The organism is Corallincola spongiicola (genome assembly GCF_004284785.1).
Taxonomy (GTDB): domain Bacteria; phylum Pseudomonadota; class Gammaproteobacteria; order Enterobacterales; family Neiellaceae; genus Corallincola; species Corallincola holothuriorum.
This window is the reverse complement of the sequence record NZ_SHLY01000001.1, coordinates 977,490-994,135: the sequence shown is the minus strand read 5'-3', so window position 1 is coordinate 994,135 and position 16,646 is coordinate 977,490. Positions and strand designations below refer to the sequence as shown.

At 46.9% G+C, this 16,646-nt stretch carries 16 protein-coding genes; 6 read left to right on the top strand and 10 right to left on the bottom strand.

Features of this window, described 5'->3' with window-relative positions; translation table 11 throughout:
• Positions 1–211: 211 nt before the first annotated feature.
• From EXY25_RS04370 to kdsB, 3 genes are all read left to right on the top strand, one after another.
• Complete coding sequence (locus EXY25_RS04370; RefSeq protein ID WP_114338019.1) at positions 212–1,396, top strand: DegT/DnrJ/EryC1/StrS family aminotransferase; 1,185 nt, start codon at positions 212–214, stop codon at positions 1,394–1,396.
• Between the two features lie 21 nt (positions 1,397–1,417).
• The gene (kdnB, locus tag EXY25_RS04365) at positions 1,418–2,488 is read left to right on the top strand and encodes a 3-deoxy-alpha-D-manno-octulosonate 8-oxidase KdnB (RefSeq protein WP_114338020.1); all 1,071 of its coding nucleotides are present in this window, start codon (positions 1,418–1,420) and stop codon (positions 2,486–2,488) included.
• A 72-nt stretch (positions 2,489–2,560) separates the two neighbouring features.
• Complete coding sequence (gene kdsB, locus EXY25_RS04360) at positions 2,561–3,304, top strand: 3-deoxy-manno-octulosonate cytidylyltransferase (protein ID WP_114338021.1); 744 nt, start codon at positions 2,561–2,563, stop codon at positions 3,302–3,304.
• 71 nt (positions 3,305–3,375) lie between these two features.
• Here the strand turns inward: kdsB and glnS are convergent, their stop codons facing one another.
• The 6 genes from glnS to fur all read right to left on the bottom strand — a co-directional run bounded on the left by glnS (position 3,376) and on the right by fur (position 11,618).
• Positions 3,376–5,043 (bottom strand): glutamine--tRNA ligase, encoded by a 1,668-nt coding sequence (gene glnS, locus EXY25_RS04355; protein WP_130565843.1) that lies wholly within the window; start codon positions 5,041–5,043, stop codon positions 3,376–3,378.
• A gap of 156 nt (positions 5,044–5,199) precedes the next feature.
• Positions 5,200–6,900, bottom strand: coding sequence for a GH3 auxin-responsive promoter family protein (locus EXY25_RS04350; RefSeq protein ID WP_114338023.1), 1,701 nt, complete (start codon positions 6,898–6,900; stop codon positions 5,200–5,202).
• A gap of 33 nt (positions 6,901–6,933) precedes the next feature.
• Positions 6,934–8,058: a mandelate racemase/muconate lactonizing enzyme family protein gene (locus EXY25_RS04345; RefSeq protein ID WP_130565842.1), complete on the bottom strand. Its 1,125-nt coding sequence runs from the start codon at positions 8,056–8,058 to the stop codon at positions 6,934–6,936.
• A complete protein-coding gene (locus EXY25_RS04340) occupies positions 8,048–8,959 on the bottom strand; it encodes an alpha/beta fold hydrolase (RefSeq protein ID WP_165419258.1) in 912 nt (303 codons plus the stop codon). The genes EXY25_RS04345 and EXY25_RS04340 overlap by 11 nt, the downstream gene beginning before the upstream one ends.
• 50 nt (positions 8,960–9,009) lie before the next feature.
• The gene (locus tag EXY25_RS04335; RefSeq protein WP_130565840.1) at positions 9,010–11,091 is read right to left on the bottom strand and encodes a serine/threonine protein kinase; all 2,082 of its coding nucleotides are present in this window, start codon (positions 11,089–11,091) and stop codon (positions 9,010–9,012) included.
• A gap of 95 nt (positions 11,092–11,186) precedes the next feature.
• Positions 11,187–11,618 (bottom strand): ferric iron uptake transcriptional regulator, encoded by a 432-nt coding sequence (fur, locus tag EXY25_RS04330; RefSeq protein ID WP_130565839.1) that lies wholly within the window; start codon positions 11,616–11,618, stop codon positions 11,187–11,189.
• A gap of 168 nt (positions 11,619–11,786) precedes the next feature.
• Here fur and EXY25_RS04325 point away from each other — a divergent pair, with 168 nt between their 5' ends.
• A complete protein-coding gene (locus EXY25_RS04325; protein ID WP_130565838.1) occupies positions 11,787–12,251 on the top strand; it encodes a DUF4442 domain-containing protein in 465 nt (154 codons plus the stop codon).
• Between the two features lie 74 nt (positions 12,252–12,325).
• Here EXY25_RS04325 and fldA read toward each other — a convergent pair whose 3' ends face one another.
• The 4 genes from fldA to EXY25_RS04305 form a co-directional block, all read right to left on the bottom strand.
• Positions 12,326–12,850 (bottom strand): flavodoxin FldA, encoded by a 525-nt coding sequence (gene fldA, locus EXY25_RS04320; RefSeq protein ID WP_114338029.1) that lies wholly within the window; start codon positions 12,848–12,850, stop codon positions 12,326–12,328.
• Positions 12,851–12,915: 65 nt separating this feature from the next.
• On the bottom strand, positions 12,916–13,188 hold the full coding sequence (gene ybfE, locus EXY25_RS04315) for a LexA regulated protein (protein ID WP_114338030.1): 273 nt from the start codon (positions 13,186–13,188) through the stop codon (positions 12,916–12,918).
• Between the two features lie 2 nt (positions 13,189–13,190).
• Positions 13,191–13,418: a DUF2788 domain-containing protein gene (locus EXY25_RS04310; RefSeq protein WP_114338031.1), complete on the bottom strand. Its 228-nt coding sequence runs from the start codon at positions 13,416–13,418 to the stop codon at positions 13,191–13,193.
• 54 nt (positions 13,419–13,472) lie between these two features.
• The gene (locus EXY25_RS04305; protein ID WP_130565837.1) at positions 13,473–14,246 is read right to left on the bottom strand and encodes an alpha/beta fold hydrolase; all 774 of its coding nucleotides are present in this window, start codon (positions 14,244–14,246) and stop codon (positions 13,473–13,475) included.
• Positions 14,247–14,408: 162 nt separating this feature from the next.
• Here EXY25_RS04305 and seqA point away from each other — a divergent pair, with 162 nt between their 5' ends.
• Both seqA and pgm read left to right on the top strand, forming a co-directional pair.
• Complete coding sequence (gene seqA, locus EXY25_RS04300; RefSeq protein ID WP_114338084.1) at positions 14,409–14,942, top strand: replication initiation negative regulator SeqA; 534 nt, start codon at positions 14,409–14,411, stop codon at positions 14,940–14,942.
• Between the two features lie 30 nt (positions 14,943–14,972).
• On the top strand, positions 14,973–16,625 hold the full coding sequence (gene pgm / locus EXY25_RS04295) for a phosphoglucomutase (alpha-D-glucose-1,6-bisphosphate-dependent) (protein WP_114338033.1): 1,653 nt from the start codon (positions 14,973–14,975) through the stop codon (positions 16,623–16,625).
• The last annotated feature ends 21 nt before the right edge of the window (positions 16,626–16,646 follow it).

The following is a 16,646-nucleotide window of genomic DNA, read 5'->3' as shown; positions in this document are numbered from 1 at the left end:
GACCCAAACAATAGGGATTTGTCACCCGCTATCGCTAATTCTATATTGATTGGTGATATCATTGGCTTATAAGACAAATAGTAGACCCTTTGGGTCTTTAAATGAAAAAAGTCGTGTTCTTCTGCGAAGGACGCGAGCTTTTTGTTATCCCTAATCTAAGCTTGTTCAAAATAGCTTTTTCACGTTTAGTCCTATCGAGGAGATAAGCTGCATGCCTGGTTTTGAGTTATTCGGTCCCGAAGAGCAGAAAGAAGTTAAAGACGTAATGGAGCAGGGGTTCACCTTCCGTTACAACTTTGATGCCATGCGAAACGGTCATTGGAAGGCACGCGATATGGAGCAGATGCTCCAGGAAAAGATGGGTGTTAAACACGCGCACCTACTATCCAGTGGTACCGCTGCGTTACAGACCGCTTTAGCTGCATCGGGCATTGGTGCCGGTGATGAGGTGATTGTACCGCCGTTCACTTTTGTTGCTTCCGTCGAAGCTGTCATTATGGCCGGTGCTGTTCCCGTCTTCGCAGAAATTGATGAAACTCTATGCTTATCTCCCGAAGGGATTAAGGCCGCCATTACGCCACGTACTCGCGCGGTTAATTTAGTGCATATGTGTGGCTCCATGGCGAAGATGGACGAAATTAAAGCCATCTGTAAGGAACATGATCTGGTTCTGATGGAAGACGCTTGTCAAGCCATTGGTGGTAGCTACAAAGGTCAGATGCTAGGCAGTATCGGTGATGTAGGTTGTTTCTCTTTTGATTCGGTGAAGACCATTACGTGCGGTGAAGGTGGCGCGGTTATCACCAACAATGAGGCTATCTATAATCATAGCCACATGTTTACCGACCATGGTCACGATCATGTGGGTAGTGATCGTGGCGCTGAAAGTCATCCCATCATGGGCTTGAACTTCCGCATCTCAGAGATGAATGCGGCCGTTGGTGTGGCGCAGTTACGTAAGCTGGACAAGATTGTTGAGATCCAGCGCCGCAATAAGAAGCTGATCAAAAGTGCGATGGCGGATATTGCTGATATCAGTTTTAGAGAGATCCCTGACGAGTCTGGTGATTCAGCGGGCTTCTTGAGTTTTATGCTTCCTACAGAAGCGCGTGCGGTAGAGATTAACCAAAAATTAGCTGAAAACGGCGTAGATGGTTGTTTCTATTGGTATGTGAACAACTGGCATTACTTGAAAAACTGGTCGCATATTCAAAATCTAAAGTCACCCGCCAAATTGGCGATAGAACTTTTACCAGAGCGTCCTGACTATACTCAAGTCTCCACGCCTAAGTCTGACGCTATCATGAGTCGCACGATTTCGATGTTGATTAAGCTGTCTTGGAGTGAAGAAGAGATCGCGCAACGTATAGAGAACATTAAGAAAGCTTTTGCCTAAAACGGTGACGGAGCCTACACCATGAGTTTTAAGAATTTTAAAGTTGTACCAAAAATGATTTTTGGCCGCGGGTCATTTGCTCAGCTGGATGAGGTTTTGGCTGAAGAGCGTAAGCAAGCCAATGACTTCGTTGTGTTTCTTGTTGATGACGTGCATAAAGATAAGCCGCTAGCTGACCGTGTGCCGGTAAAGCCACAAGATAAGCTTATTTGGGTTAATGTCGATGATGAACCATCCACCAAACAAGTGGATGAGTTAACACTGGAAGTGCAGGCGCATAGCGATTCTCTTGCTGTCAGCGTGGTTGGCATCGGTGGTGGCTCTGCCATGGATTTAGCTAAGGCCGTGGCGCTGATGTTAACCAATGAAGGTGGCTCTGCTAAGTATCAAGGGTGGGATCTGATTGAAAACCCTGCTGTACATCATATCGGTATTCCTACGCTATCTGGTACCGGTGCTGAAGCATCGCGCACCACGGTACTGTGCGGACCTGAACGTAAGCTCGGCATGAACTCTGATTACACTGTATTCGATCAGATCATCATGGATCCCGAGTTAATTAAAGATGCGCCGACAGATCAGTGGTTTTATACCGGTATGGATTGCTATATCCACTGTATCGAGTCGCTGGAAGGTACTTACCTGAATGAGTTTTCCAAAGCTTACGGTGAGAAGTCATTAGCACTTTGTCGTCAGGTCTATTTGGATGATCATCCTGAAAGTGATGATAAGTTGATGATGGCGTCGTTTATGGGCGGCATGAGCATCGCTTATAGTCAGGTTGGCGCATGTCATGCGCTGTCTTATGGTTTGTCGTATGTGCTTGGTTATCACCATGGGATAGGCAACTGTATTGCCTTTGATGTACTTGATGAGTTTTACCCTGAAGGGGTGAAAGAGTTCCGGCAGATGATGGAAAAGCATAACATCACACTGCCGAAAGGGATCTGCAAAGATCTGCCTGACGAAACCATCGCAAAAATGGTTAAAGTTGCCAAGAGCCTGGGGCCATTGTGGCACAACGTTTATGGTGATGGCTGGGAAGAGAAGGTGACTGACCAGTTGCTAACCGATCTGTATCGTCGCATTTAGTGAGCGGTATTATTCTTATTTGAGCCACGGCATGAAAAGTGTCGTGGCTCTCTTTCTATCAGGTAGATGAAAATGAGTGTAACCGTATTAATCCCTGCGCGTTATGGCTCTAGCCGGTTTCCTGGCAAGCCGTTGGCAATGATCCATCATAAACCAATGATACAACACGTTTATGAGCGTGCTTTGCAAGCCAAGTTAGTTGATGAAGTGTATGTCGCTACTGATGATGACTTGATTAAAAATACCGTAGAAGGGTTTGGCGGCAAGGTTGTCATGACCAGTGCCGAAGCTGCATCGGGTACCGATCGTATTGATGATGCGGCAACTCGTTTAGGCTTGGTTGATGACGATTTGATTATCAATGTACAAGGTGATCAACCGCTAATTGATCCCGCATCAATAGATCAGGTCGTTGCGCTGTTCAACGATGGGGCTGCTGATTTTGAGATGGCTACCTTGGCCTATCGCATTACCAATCTCGCAGAACGAGATGATCCCATGCACGTTAAGATGGTATTTGATAAGCGTTTTAATGCCCTCTATTTCTCGCGTTCATGTATTCCGTTCAACCGCGATGGCGATGAGGATTATCCGGTTTATAAGCATCTAGGTGTTTATGGCTATACCCGTCGTTTTGTTAAGGCTTTTGGCAAATGGCCGGTTAGTGAACTGGAGCACTTGGAGAAATTGGAGCAGCTAAGGGCACTAGAGTTTGGTGAAAAAATCAAAGTCGCCGTGGCTGCCTCTGATTCGCCAGAAGTGGATACATTGGAAGACATCCGTAAATGTGAAGATGTACTGAACAGCCAAGAGTAGCCGTTAACTACCGCAGATGTAAAAAAGCCGAGCATGTTTTGCTCGGCTTTTTATTAACGTTGAATGACTGTTTAGCCGCCCCAGGTATCTCTTAGCGCGACAGTGAGGTTAAACACCAGTCCATCTTCGCTTGAGTCTTGGTTGTCGGCACAGAAGTAGCCTTCACGCTCAAACTGGTAAGCTTGTTCAACTTTGGCCATTTTAAGCGACTGTTCAGCAAATCCTTGCTTAATTACCAAGGACTCCGGGTTTAATACTTCATGGAAGTCGTCGGCTGCAGCAGGATTAGCTACCGAGAACAAACGGTCGTAAATGCGAAACTCTGCAGGCACGGACTGTGTTGCAGATACCCAGTGGATAACCCCTTTAACTTTACGACCATCCGCTGGATTAACACCCAAGGTCTCTGGATCGTAGGTACAATGGATCTCTTGGATTTCGCCCTTGTCGTCTTTGATAACCTCATCTGCACGCACCACATAGGCATTACGCAGACGAACCTCTTTTCCGAGTACCAGACGTTTATATTTCTTGTTGGCTTCTTCCCGGAAATCTGCACGGTCAATAAAGATCTCTTTAGTAAACGGCAGTTGGCGGACACCCATGCTTTCATCTTTGGGGTGCACCGGCGCACTGAGCATTTCGTTATGCTCTGGAGCTAAGTTACTGATAACCAGTTTTACTGGGTCAATCACTGCCATAGCCCGTGGGGCGCTGTGCTCAAGATCTTCACGGATACAAGCTTCTAACATGCCGATTTCAATCATGTTTTCTTGCTTGGTGATACCGATGCGCTTGCTGAACTCTTGAATCGACCCAGGTGTGTAACCGCGACGACGTAAGCCTGCAATAGTCGGCATACGTGGGTCATTCCAACCGGATACCAGCTTCTCTGTCACCAGCGAGTTAAGCTTGCGTTTAGACATTACTGTGTATTCTAGATTCAGACGAGAGAACTCATACTGACGCGGGTGGCAGTCGATGGTGATGTTGTCGAGTACCCAGTCATAAAGCTGGCGGTTATCCTGAAATTCTAATGTACACAGAGAATGGGTGATCCCCTCCAACGCATCAGAGATGCAGTGGGTGAAATCGTACATAGGATAGATACACCATTTGTCGCCAGTCTGGTGATGATGGGCAAACTTAACTCGGTAAAGCACTGGATCACGCATACACATGACCGGTGATGCCATATTGATCTTGGCTCTAAGGCAGCAACTACCTTCTGCAAATTCACCTGCACGCATCTTTTCAAACTGGGTAAGGTTTTCTTCCGGTGAAGTGTCACGGTATGGACTGTTCTTACCCGGCGCCGTTAGCGTGCCGCGATATTCACGGATCTCATCAGGTGATAACTTATCAACGTACGCCAAGCCCTTTTCAATTAGCTCGACGGCATACTGATAAAGTTGATCAAAGTAGTTTGATGAATAGCAAATCTCGCCATTCCATTGGAAGCCTAACCAATTAACGTCGTCCATGATTGAATGAACGTAATCGATTTCCTCTTTCTCTGGATTGGTATCATCAAATCGCAGGTTACATTGCCCTTGATAATCTTGCGCAATACCGAAGTTCAGACAGATCGATTTAGCGTGCCCAATATGCAAGTAACCATTGGGTTCGGGAGGAAATCGAGTGTGTACCGAATTGTGTTTACCTGACGCCAGATCTTTGTCGATGATCTGACGAATAAAGTTACTCGGTTTGGTCGTGACGGCATCCGCCTCTGACATGGAAAAGACCTCTAATGCTCAAAGTGACAGTTTAACCGGTCTATGATCCATGATTGTGGGCTTTAACTCAATAAAAATAGGGTAATGGTGCCGAATAGTGGTTAGAAGTTTGTAAAACGACGATGGCAGATCCTATCTGCCATCGTCAATCAGCGATTATTGAATGTTGATATCGAGCTCTTTCACCAGTTCAGGCTTAATCAGCGTGGTTTCTGCTTTTATTGGGCTGAGCAGTTCGGTTTTTGCTTGGAACATCCGTTTGCCTTCAGCAACCTGTGCTTTTCTGGCGCGTTCATACCAACCATCTCGCATAACGTGCAGCAACGGCATATGTAAGCGCTGAGACTTGCGTTTCGCCTCATATTCGACGTTTATTTCTCGTAATGCGTCATCAAATGCTCTAACAAATGCAGCGAGTTGTTCATCTTCATGATGCCCCACCAGCTCTAAGCGGAGCAGGTAGCGACTCTCTTCTGTATAGGCCTCAGCTTTGAAATGCTCCGCCAATACACCGCTGCTGATACTGGCTTTTTGCACCGCGTCTATCACCTGATTGACACTCAGCTTTTCGCCGGTGATATTGGTCATACCGCGTCCCTTTCTAAGGAAACGTATCTTAGGCGCGTTTTTATAGAAGCCCTCAACCGTTATTACGTCATTGATATCATAGCGGTAGAGTCCACCCGTGGTGGTTAGGAAAATATAGTATTCACCGCCAGTTTTAAGGCCATCGATGGTGATGAAGTTCCATTGGCTTGGATCATTCGGTGCGTTGAGTACGTCGTCTGCTTGTACAAATTCATAGAAATTAACATCTAATGCCAATGGCCCTGCACAGCCCCTGTCTGACAGCGGTACTGAGCAACGAGCTTCACTGGATAAGAAACCCCAATCGCGAATTTGCTTTGGTGTGTTGCCGTCCGGATCGAACCAGCTGGGAAATTTATCCAAATAGTGACCAACGGTACCGCCTTTCCAACAACCGATCAGAGCCAACTCAGGCCAGTAATCACCAGGAAGTAATCGTCCATCTCGCTTGTCATGCTGTTGCTGTAAAAATGCAGCACGGTTTGGGTTGGGTTCAATCTTGGCTTCTAATGCCTGGCGTAATTCTGCCGCCATTTTGAATTTATTGTTGAGCGTACCTTGGCGGATATCATCTATTAGCAGCTGACCATATTCGTCAGCCTTTTCGCACATCTTCAGGATGGAGGAGGGGTTAGCGGTTGCCAGTAGTGAAACCTTTTCACTGAGCGCAAAACGCATTAATGCGTAGTATTTTGACTCGTAATCCTCAATTTCAAACACTTCATAGGGGATGGCATATATCTTTTGCACGATCCCTGGCATCTGCCGGTAAATGTGGCCGGAGGTAGAGCCGAAGCTCAATCCTGATTCGGTATAGCCCTCAATGGCAGGGGAGACTAAAGAAACAATTTTTCCAGCATAAAGATCAGGGTGTGCCCGTTTAGCGTGATACATCCATGCTCGCATCATGTCAGATGATGCGGCGCGCTGACAGCTTGGGGTCACAGGAATGAATTTAGCCTTACCTGTGGTGCCACTGGTTTGAGCGAACATCACTGGCGATTCGGCAGTAAGAATATTGCTTTCACCAGCCGTCATTCGTTCGATTTCTGGGCGGATATCTTCATATGAAACGAGAGGTAATGCCGCTTGGTATTCGGCGATGGTGTTAATTTTCGAAAAGCCGTAACGTTTACCGTATTCGGTTTCGGCATTTTGCTTGATGATCCTGTTGAGTAAGGCTTTTTGCGTATCTAAGCCTCCTTCAGCAGATTTACGAAAACGGCTGGCAGATATTTTTGCCAAGAAATGAATGATGTAACCGATCATAGTGCTTGTCACTCCTTTAATTTGTGCCGTTATTTATGCTGTTTCGAGATATCTCTTCCAGCGTACTACTTCCGGTTGAATGCCAAAGCCTGTGCCTGCTTGTAAATTAGCCATCCCGCCGGCACCTAACTGAACAATGGGTTGCATAGGGTCATCTTCCAGCAATAGTTGCCCGAAGCAGCCTTCACGCCACTTTAAGGTAGGAACGAGGTTGGCGAGCACTAAACCCGCAGATGACAGTATGCTGGTTTCACCCACTTGGGCGCCTAATTGACAATCAATACCGTTGTCGGCCGCTTTCTTGGCAAGCGCCAGTGAATTGCTGATGCCGCCACATTTTGAAATGCGTAAATTGAACAGGTGGCACGCCTTTTCATCGATAAGCGTTTGCGCGTCTGCGCGACTGCAGATCGATTCATCGACCATCACGGGGGTGATGTTGGCAGAAGTAAGTTGCGCCAGTCCGTTGATATCTTGAGCAGGCAAGGGCTGTTCAATGGATTCCATTTGGTATTTTGACAGTGCAGAAAGCTGCCGTTCTGCTTCGTCTGCTGATTGCCAAGCAGCGTTAGCGTCGCCTCTGAGTGACATTGAATCACCAAGCGCTGCTCTGACGGTGGTAAGAATTTTGTGGTTATGCTGCAGGTCTGAGACCAGTTTGACCTTGCATGCCTTGACGCCGAACTGCTTAATCATTGCCGCATTGGCTGCAACATTCTCTATTTTTTCACTAGCAATTACCGCGCTGTAACGTTGCGGTTGTTGCGGTTGGGCACTGAATAGCTGTAATACCGATTGCTCTGTACCGCGAGCATAGAGATCTAGCAGCGCCAGTTCTAATGCGCAAAATGCTGCGTGTTCGTTGCGCGGTAGTGTGGTCAGAGCGGATGCAATCCAAGTCTGCAATTCGCTAAAATTAGTGAACTTAAGCCCCTGAACTTTAGGAAACCAACGTTCATTCAACGCAGAGACCACACTGTCGATGGATTCGCCACTAACATACTCGCGAGGGCAGCACTCTCCATAGGCTTTTATACCGTTCTCGTCGGTCAGACAAACGATGACATTACGTGCCAGTGAGCGAGAAGCTAACGCGTGCTGTACTTCGAACTTCATTGGAATGGCGAGAATTGATATTTCCGCCTGTTTAATTTGCATTCTCAACTCCTTGTTGGCTTAACCATTGGGCGATTAGACGGCTAAGTTGGTCTGGGGTTTCAAATTGAAGTGAATGGATCTGGTCTTTATAGTCTGTTTGCTCAATTGATGAGCGACTTCTGTTTAAAAGTTCAACGATCCCCTGGTTGTCGACAATATCGTCGTTTTCTGCGAGGTGAAGTTGAATAGGTAATGAGAAGCTGTCTATTTCCGCGGCGATATAGTTATCGATGGTTCGCGTCGCCCACAGGAAGCTGGCACTGACACGGCTATTTCTGAGCGGGTCATTGCTGATATATTCGATGAATACGGGATCGTCAGTGAACATTGAAGGACTAATTAGTCCTGGAAATAACCGCTTGTCGCAGAGCCAAGCACAAAAACCAATTTGCATTTTTTGCCATACTGAATAATCCACTTTGGCGACTAAGCCGGGAGTAATCAGTATCAAGCCGTCGATATCGTCTGGATAGCTCATAGCGTAACGCAGTGCCAGCTTCCCTCCCCATGACAGGCCAATCAGATAACGTTTCTTATAACCGCTGGTGCGCTGTTCAACTAAATGCTGCAAATCTTCAATTAGTTGCTGTTCCGATGCTGCGTAGCCTGGACTTAGCCCCATATCTTGTCGATTGGTACCACTACCTCGACGGTCTGGCATGATAACGTCATAGCCCATACCGGCTAATCTGGCACCCACCAAATGAAACCAACCAGCGTGACTTTCTATGCCATGTAGATAGATAAGCGCAGTGTCGCTATCTGTTGCTGAAATATGCTGAAAGTAATTTAGCGGCTGCTCTTGGGCACCGATAAATTGTGCGGGTTGTCTATGGGTTAGCCATTGTTCAAGCTCTGCCTTTAGGGCTTGATTCTCTATATCAGTATTAGCGAGAGCCATGGGCGTCACCATGAGTGCGAGTATAATATAAACTGGATACAGGAAAAGATTCATAGGCTATTCAGTGCCTCTGATATGGGTTCTTTACTGGTCTCTTGCTTACTTAATAGTGGCGAAGAATACTTTTGCCACCAGTTTTTTGCGTTCTGTTGAGACCAAGGGTGTATGCGCTGCAGTGGTTCCAGTATTTCAATGATCTCAAAGATATCTCTGGGGCGCTGTGCTGGTTCTTGGCTGACACATTGCATCACCAACGCTGCTAACTTGGCTTCAATCGGACTGGGGACTACCTCAGTGATCGGTACTGGTTTCTCTTTTAATGCGGCTAAGGCGATTTGCAGCGCGTTGGTGCCAGTAAACAGATCTTTTCCCGAAAGCATATTGTAGGCCACAGCACCTAACGCATAGATATCGGTTCTGGGATCGCAGATTTTAGGATCTTGTAGTCGTTCTGGCGCAATGTAAGAGGGCGTACCAGCAATTGATTGTGTTTGTGTAAGCTGAGTTGCTTCCGGATCTGAGATGTCTTTGACTAAGCCAAAGTCGAGCACTTTGACATGGTCAAAAATTCCGCCTTGCTCTGACAGCATGATATTGGGCGGCTTGATATCTCGATGAATGAGACCGCGGCTATGCGCTTCAGCAAGTGAACCGCACACTTGTAACAAAATCGCGATCACTCGCTCCTGCGGCATCGCACCAAATTCACTGATGTAATCGGCGAGGGTAAAGCCGCGAACATACTCCATGGCGTAGTAGAAAGTCCCGTCAGGGCTTAGGCCATAGTCATAGACTTGTATTGTATTTGGGTGACCAAGTAGTGCCGTTTGTTGTACCTCTAATTCGAATCGGTCAATGACCTCTTCAGAAAGTAAACTACGTTTCAGAACTTTAAGCGCTGTCGGTCGGCGCAATAGGGCGTGCTGCGCTAAATAGACGCTGCCAATACCACCTTCTCCAATTTTCTTTTCTAACTTGTACTGTCCCAATTTTTCAAAAGCGTTTACCTGATCATCCAGACGCCGCAAACGCATTTGGTAAATCACCATGGCGATGGCACTGAGCGTCAGTAGAGCAAACATCATTAATTCGGTGAATAAGAGTGGTGAAAGCAGCTGCAGCATCTCCTCTTTATTTACCTCTACAACTAGACCGATATTGAGCTCATCCACCCAAATCCAAACGCCAAGCACATCTTCATCGCGGTAGCTGCGGTAATGCTCGAATTTTGTCGCGTTGCCGATCGATAAAGCATGTTGAACAGGAAATATTGGCAGTTGACTCTTGCTCACCGGATCGACCAACTTAACATTGAGGATCGTTGAATTGATCTGGTCGTTGAGCAGCAATCCTCGCTGTTTTATCTCTGCCAAAAGCGGGCTTTCAGAGATCATCAAACCGTCGCTATTGAAATAGTACATCTCGATCTGTTCGTCACTGCGATACAGTGAAGTGATGGCATTAAACTCAATGGATGCGTCCAGCAATTCCACCAGATAGTAATACCCTCGGTTTTCCATCTGCTCTATACGCGTCGCTATCAGCAAGATTGGGGGAAGATTTTGGTCTGGCAAAAAGTCGTCTGAATGCATCACTTCACTCAGTCTGAATGTGCTTTCACTGACAACTTCGATGAGCCTGACCGATGCCCTTGGCAACTGCTGGTTTATATGGCCTCGATTTGTGGATGCAACGACATAGCCGTCTTTGTTGATAATCAGAAAACCTGCAGAATCAGAAAATGACAATTCTTGGTCAACGATTTCACTTAACGACTTTTGTAATTCAGCTTTTTTTGTCACCGAGGCAGATTCTATCTGTTGTAGAAGCTTCAATACTCGGTGACGTGACGCGATCCGCGTGGCGAGATTGGTCTCTGTTTTCAGCCAAAATTTCAGTGCTGCGCTTTGCGAATCCAGTTGTTGCTTAATTTTTGATTCAAAAAGATCTTCGGCGGCTTCGATAAGGTGAAAACGCAAGAACAAGCCGAGTGCAATGAGAATGATGCTGGTGATAGCGATATGTCGATAAAACGCCAACCTTCTCGGTCGTTGATAGTGCGTATTGTCTATCTTCGCGTAGGTACGCACCAAGCGTTGCTGCAGTTGTTTTGGAAGAGGAGGCTTTGCCAAGCTATATTTCCCTATAAAAATAGATGGTTAGCTTACAAAACCTGAGTTTAGCCGAAACCGCTCAATAGGGCGAGTTTTCGGCTAGATGGGCGTCACTATTTGTTCTTGTTACAGCAATCTTCTTTAGTGCAATGGCCGTAGAGGTAGAGGCTGTGATTAGTGAGATCAATGTTGTGGGACTTTGATATCTCCCGTTGGCGTTGTTCGATGGTTTCATCGACAAACTCTACAACTTCGCCGCAATCTAGGCAGACTAGATGATCATGATGATGGCTGGTGGATAATTCAAAAACAGACTTACCGCCTTCAAAATGGTGGCGAGCAACAATACCTGCGTCGTCAAACTGGTTAAGTACACGATAAACGGTCGCCAAACCGATCTCTTCACCGTGATCAATCAACTTTTTGTAAAGATCTTCAGCGCTTACGTGTTGATTGTCAGGGTGCTGCAACAGCTCAAGTATTTTAACCCGGGGCAAGGTTACCTTAAGTCCGGCTTTCTTGAGTGCTTGGTTTTCGTCGGTCATCCCAAATCCCATATTCTTATGAAGCACAATCGCTGTGCATTTATCTGTCTGATTATATGTTTATCCGCCCTAAAATAAACCACAAATCCGGTAACTTATTCTGTTTCTCTTGAATTATGGGGTACGTCTATAATATCTTGATTGTGGTCAGACCAGTGCGAGTGAAAAATGAGAGCAGTATTTAAACGACCGCAGTTACTGAAAACGTTATTAAACCTTTGGCCACCTTTTCTTTTTTGTGGCATTCGGATTGAATCACTGAGCGATGATTACCTAAAGTGCCGTGTTGGCTTGAGGCTCAGTCGTTGGAATCGGAATGCTAACGGTACCCATTTTGGCGGCAGTCTGTTTTCGATGTCAGATCCTATTTATGCACTGATGTTAATGGGGCTATTGGGTGACCGCTATCTGATTTGTGATCAATCAGCTGATATCAATTTCATTAAGCCCGGTAGAGGCCGCGTTTATGCCGATTTTGAGCTGACACAGCAACGTATCGATGAGATCCGCGAAGCCACTGCTGCTGGTGCCAAACATCTGCCTGAGTTTGTGATTAACGTGATTGACGAACAGGGTGATCTCGTTGCCAAACTGCGGCGCACCCTTTATGTGCGTCATAAAAAGCCCAAGTAGTTTTAGCTAGGGATGGACACAAAAAAGGCCGCGTTTGCGGCCTAGAGACAGTTTGCTACAGACTTGCTTTTAAGTTAAGCAAAAGAGTCCAAAGACATCTCTTCACTGATCTGTTTGCACCATTTTTCAACACGTTCCTGGGTGAGCTCAGGCTGACGATCTTCATCGATCCCTAAACCTACGAAATGGTCTTCGTCCGCCATCGCTTTGGACGCTTCATAGTCGTAACCTTCGGTGCTCCAATGGCCGACGATGGTGGCGCCTTTCGCTTCGACGATATCACGGATAGTTCCCATGGCGTCGAGGAAGTACTCTGCGTAGTCTTCTTGATCGCCACAGCCGAAGATGCCGACGATTTTATCACTGAAATCTACCTGCTCAAGCTCGGGAAAGAAGTCGTCCCAGTCGCATTGGCTTTCGCCGTAATACCAAGTCGGAATGCCTAGTAGGAGGAAATTGTACTTATCGATGTCATCGCGGCTGACTTTAGCAATGTCATGTATGTCAGCGATCCCTTTACCCAAATTCTTTTGGATCATCTTGGCCACGGCTTCCGTGTTACCAGTATCGCTTCCGAAAAAGATACCTACAATCGACATGAATATTTCCTGTACGCTTTGATTTTTAGTTACTTTAGTAGAGGACCTTGCTTAGGCAAAGTCGTTCATTCCGATAATGCATTTTGCAATATTAACGCGATCATGGCACTTCGATTCAGTGCGTGTTGTTCGCATTGTGCATCTAGCTGATCAATCAGCGTTTGATGCAGTTTAACTTCTACGCGTTTCAGCCCATTGGCTTTGTCGCGTTTAAGTTGGTTACGTTTATTGATCTTTAGTTGGGCATCACGGGACAAAGGACTGGTTTTAGGGCGTCCTGGACGTCTTTGTTGCTCAAATAGATCTATGGTTGTTCGGTCGGTATTTTCTTTAGCCATGTTCAGCCATTGACTCCACTACCACTTTCCATAATGAACTGAATAACTCCCTTTGCAATGAACCCTGCACAACCAAAAAACAGCACCAACCAAACTACTGCGCGCCCAAATTTGGGCACATCGCCTTTTTTCAACACATCTTGAATGGCAAGTCCGATAAGTAAGAAGATGGCTGCAAAGAACAGGTTAAGGCCAATCGCCTCTATCTGTTCAAAATGCTCTGCGAGCATATCAGGCTCCTGATGGCAAAGAGGCGCGCACTATATCACAGGGATAAAGTTGGGTTAATCCTCATCTGGCAGCAAAAACTGTTCTACTAAGCGATTAAACAAGCCTGGTTTTTCGGCATGCAGCCAATGCCCTGTTCCCTGGATGATTTTCGCTGTTGCATTAGGGAATCTCGTCATGATGGCTGGACGATGTTCCGGCAAGATATAATCGGACTGCTCACCTTTAATAAACAGGGTAGGTCCAATAAATGCAGGCTGCTCTGAGGTCGGCTCTCGGATAGCGTCGTAACTGGCTAAGGTACCGCGGTAATTGAATTGCCATATCAAGCCGACATCTGAGCGCGTGACATTTCGCAACAGAAACAGGCGTACGCCGACATCGGGTAAAAATTCCTGCAAAATCTGATCGGCTTGCTGGCGGTTTGCCACGGGTAACTGCTGGTTGAGAGCGGCCAGCCCTTTTAGCACCTGAACATGATGGCTGGGATATTTAACTGGGGCGATATCTGCGACGACTATTCGTTTAAAGCGGTGGGGGGCTAGCATGGCTAACTCCATGGCGACTTTGCCGCCCATAGAGTGACCAACACAATGCGCTCGCTCAATGTTTAGCGCGTCCATAGTCTCTATTATGTCGCCCGCCATATCGATGTAGTTGGTGGCATCCTTATGACCAGAGCGACCATGGTTGATCAGATCAACACTGACGACATCAAAATGAGTTTGTAGATGTCGGCTCAGGGTGCCTAAGTTTTCCAGGCTGCCGAATAGGCCGTGAATAAGGATAACGGTAGGTCCTTGACCTTGGCGCTGAAAATGTAATTGCATGCTCTGTTCTCGTTTCTTTTAGCGTGGCGAAGTTTGCCTTTGGAATCGGGGCTGGGCAAGTAATCATTGCATTGGCTGAATTAGCGAAGTGGGAATTTCAGTGCGGGTATGTATAATGTTGCCCATTTTGTGCCAGCGCAAACGGAAGCGGTGACAAGAAGAATGAAAACCATCGAAGTAGATGAAGACCTATACCAGTTTATAGCGAGTAAGACGGAGCGCATCGGTGAGAGTGCTTCGGATATCCTCCGCCGCTTAGTGGCAATGGACGAAGAAGCGGCCAAGCCGGTTGAAGAAACGTCCGTTGGTGCGCCAAAAGAGGTGGTGCCTACCACTTCAGATTTTTCCATTGATAGTCGCCAACTAGCCAGTCAAAAAGGGGCGGTTGGGCGGTTCGTTTACCTTTTATCTTTGCTTCATAAGTATGCGCCTAAGCAATTCTCGTCGGTACTAGAAATCAAGGGGCGTAACCGCATCTATTTTGCCACCAGCCAATCTGAGTTGATGGCGGCGGGGAGCAGCACTGCGCCTCGTCAAATCCCAGATTCCCCCTATTGGGTTATTACGAATACAAATACCGGAAAGAAACGCGCCATGCTTAAGCGTGTTGCGGGCATGTTGGCGTTGAATGAAACACAGACCGAGCTGTTATTAAAAAGCTTGCCTGTGGTCGCCGGCAAGAAATCCAAGAGATAGTTTCATAATAGAGTAGGGTAGGTAATACCTATGGCATTACATCCACAAGCCGGCAAACCCGCTGGTGCAGAGCAGTTGTGTAATATTCCACGGCTAATGGCTGCGTACTATCAGTATCAGCCTGACGTCAGTGAAGCATCACAATTGGTGAGTTTTGGTACCTCTGGGCATCGAGGCTCTTCATTAAAGCGTTCGTTTAACGAAGCGCACATTCTCGCTATCACTCAAGCTTTAGTGGAATATCGTGCAGAACAAGGCACGACTGGACCTATGTTCGTAGGTTTTGATACCCACGCATTGTCTGAAGCTGCGTTTGGTTCAGCACTGCAAGTGCTTATAGCAAATGGTATTGAGGTGCGTTACCAAGAAGGGTTGGGATACACTCCTACGCCAGTGATCTCCCATGCGATTTTAAGCTACAACCAAGATCGTAGTGAAGGTCTCGCTGATGGTGTCGTGATCACGCCTTCTCACAATCCACCTGAAGATGGCGGTTTTAAATATAACCCCACCAACGGTGGACCAGCAGATGGCACGGCAACGGCCATCGTTCAGGCGAGAGCTAACCAGCTGTTGGCTGCCCACTTGGATGGCGTTAACATCGTCACCACGGAAGAGGCGATGGCCTCTCCGCTTGCTGTCGCTTATGACTACGTCACGCCTTATGTTGATGATTTAGGCAAAGTTATCGACATGGAAGCGATCAAAAAGGCGGGTGTTAAGTTAGGTGTAGATCCTCTCGGTGGCTCTGGTATCGCTTTCTGGCCCGCGATTAAAGCCAAGTATGGTATCGATATCGAAGTCGTTAACGACCGTGTTGACCCAGCGTTTGCCTTTATGACCGTTGATAAGGATGGCAAGATCCGCATGGATTGCTCCAGTCCTTATGCAATGGCAAGCCTAATCGAGCTAAAAGATAAGTTTGATGTGGCAGTCAGTAACGATCCTGATAATGATCGTCATGGCATTGTGACAAAAAGCGTTGGCTTGATGAATCCAAATCATTATCTCGCCGTTGCCATCGAATACCTGTTTACCCATCGTAAAGATTGGGGCGCAGATATGGCGATTGGTAAGACGCTTGTCTCTAGCTCGATGATCGACCGCGTGGCCGAGAGTTTAGGTCGTAAGCTATGTGAAGTCCCTGTTGGCTTTAAATGGTTTGTTGACGGCTTGTTTGATGGCAGCTTTGGCTTTGGTGGTGAAGAGAGCGCTGGTGCCTCATTCCAGCGTTTTGATGGCACTGTATGGAGTACCGATAAGGACGGCATCATTCTGGCGCTACTCGCGGCAGAGATCACCGCTGTCACGGGGAAAGACCCAGGGCAGTTGTACCAGCAGCTTGAAGCTAAGTTTGGCAGTCCCGTCTATGAACGCCTAGACGCGCCAGCCAACCACGAACAGAAAAAAGTGCTCTCTAACCTCACTCCTGAGATGGTAGAAGCTGCAACACTGGCAGGTGAGCCAATTGTTGCTAAGCTGACACATGCTCAAGGAAATGGTGCAGCTATTGGTGGCCTAAAAGTGGTTACGGAAAATGGCTGGTTTGCAGCACGTCCGTCAGGAACGGAAGAAATCTACAAAATTTATACAGAAAGCTTCATTGGTCGAGATCATTTGAAGCAGATCCAAGAGGAAGCGCAGCAGATTGTTGCGGCTGCTTTTGCAAAATCAGGCTGTTAATGCTGCTTTTTTGTACTGTTT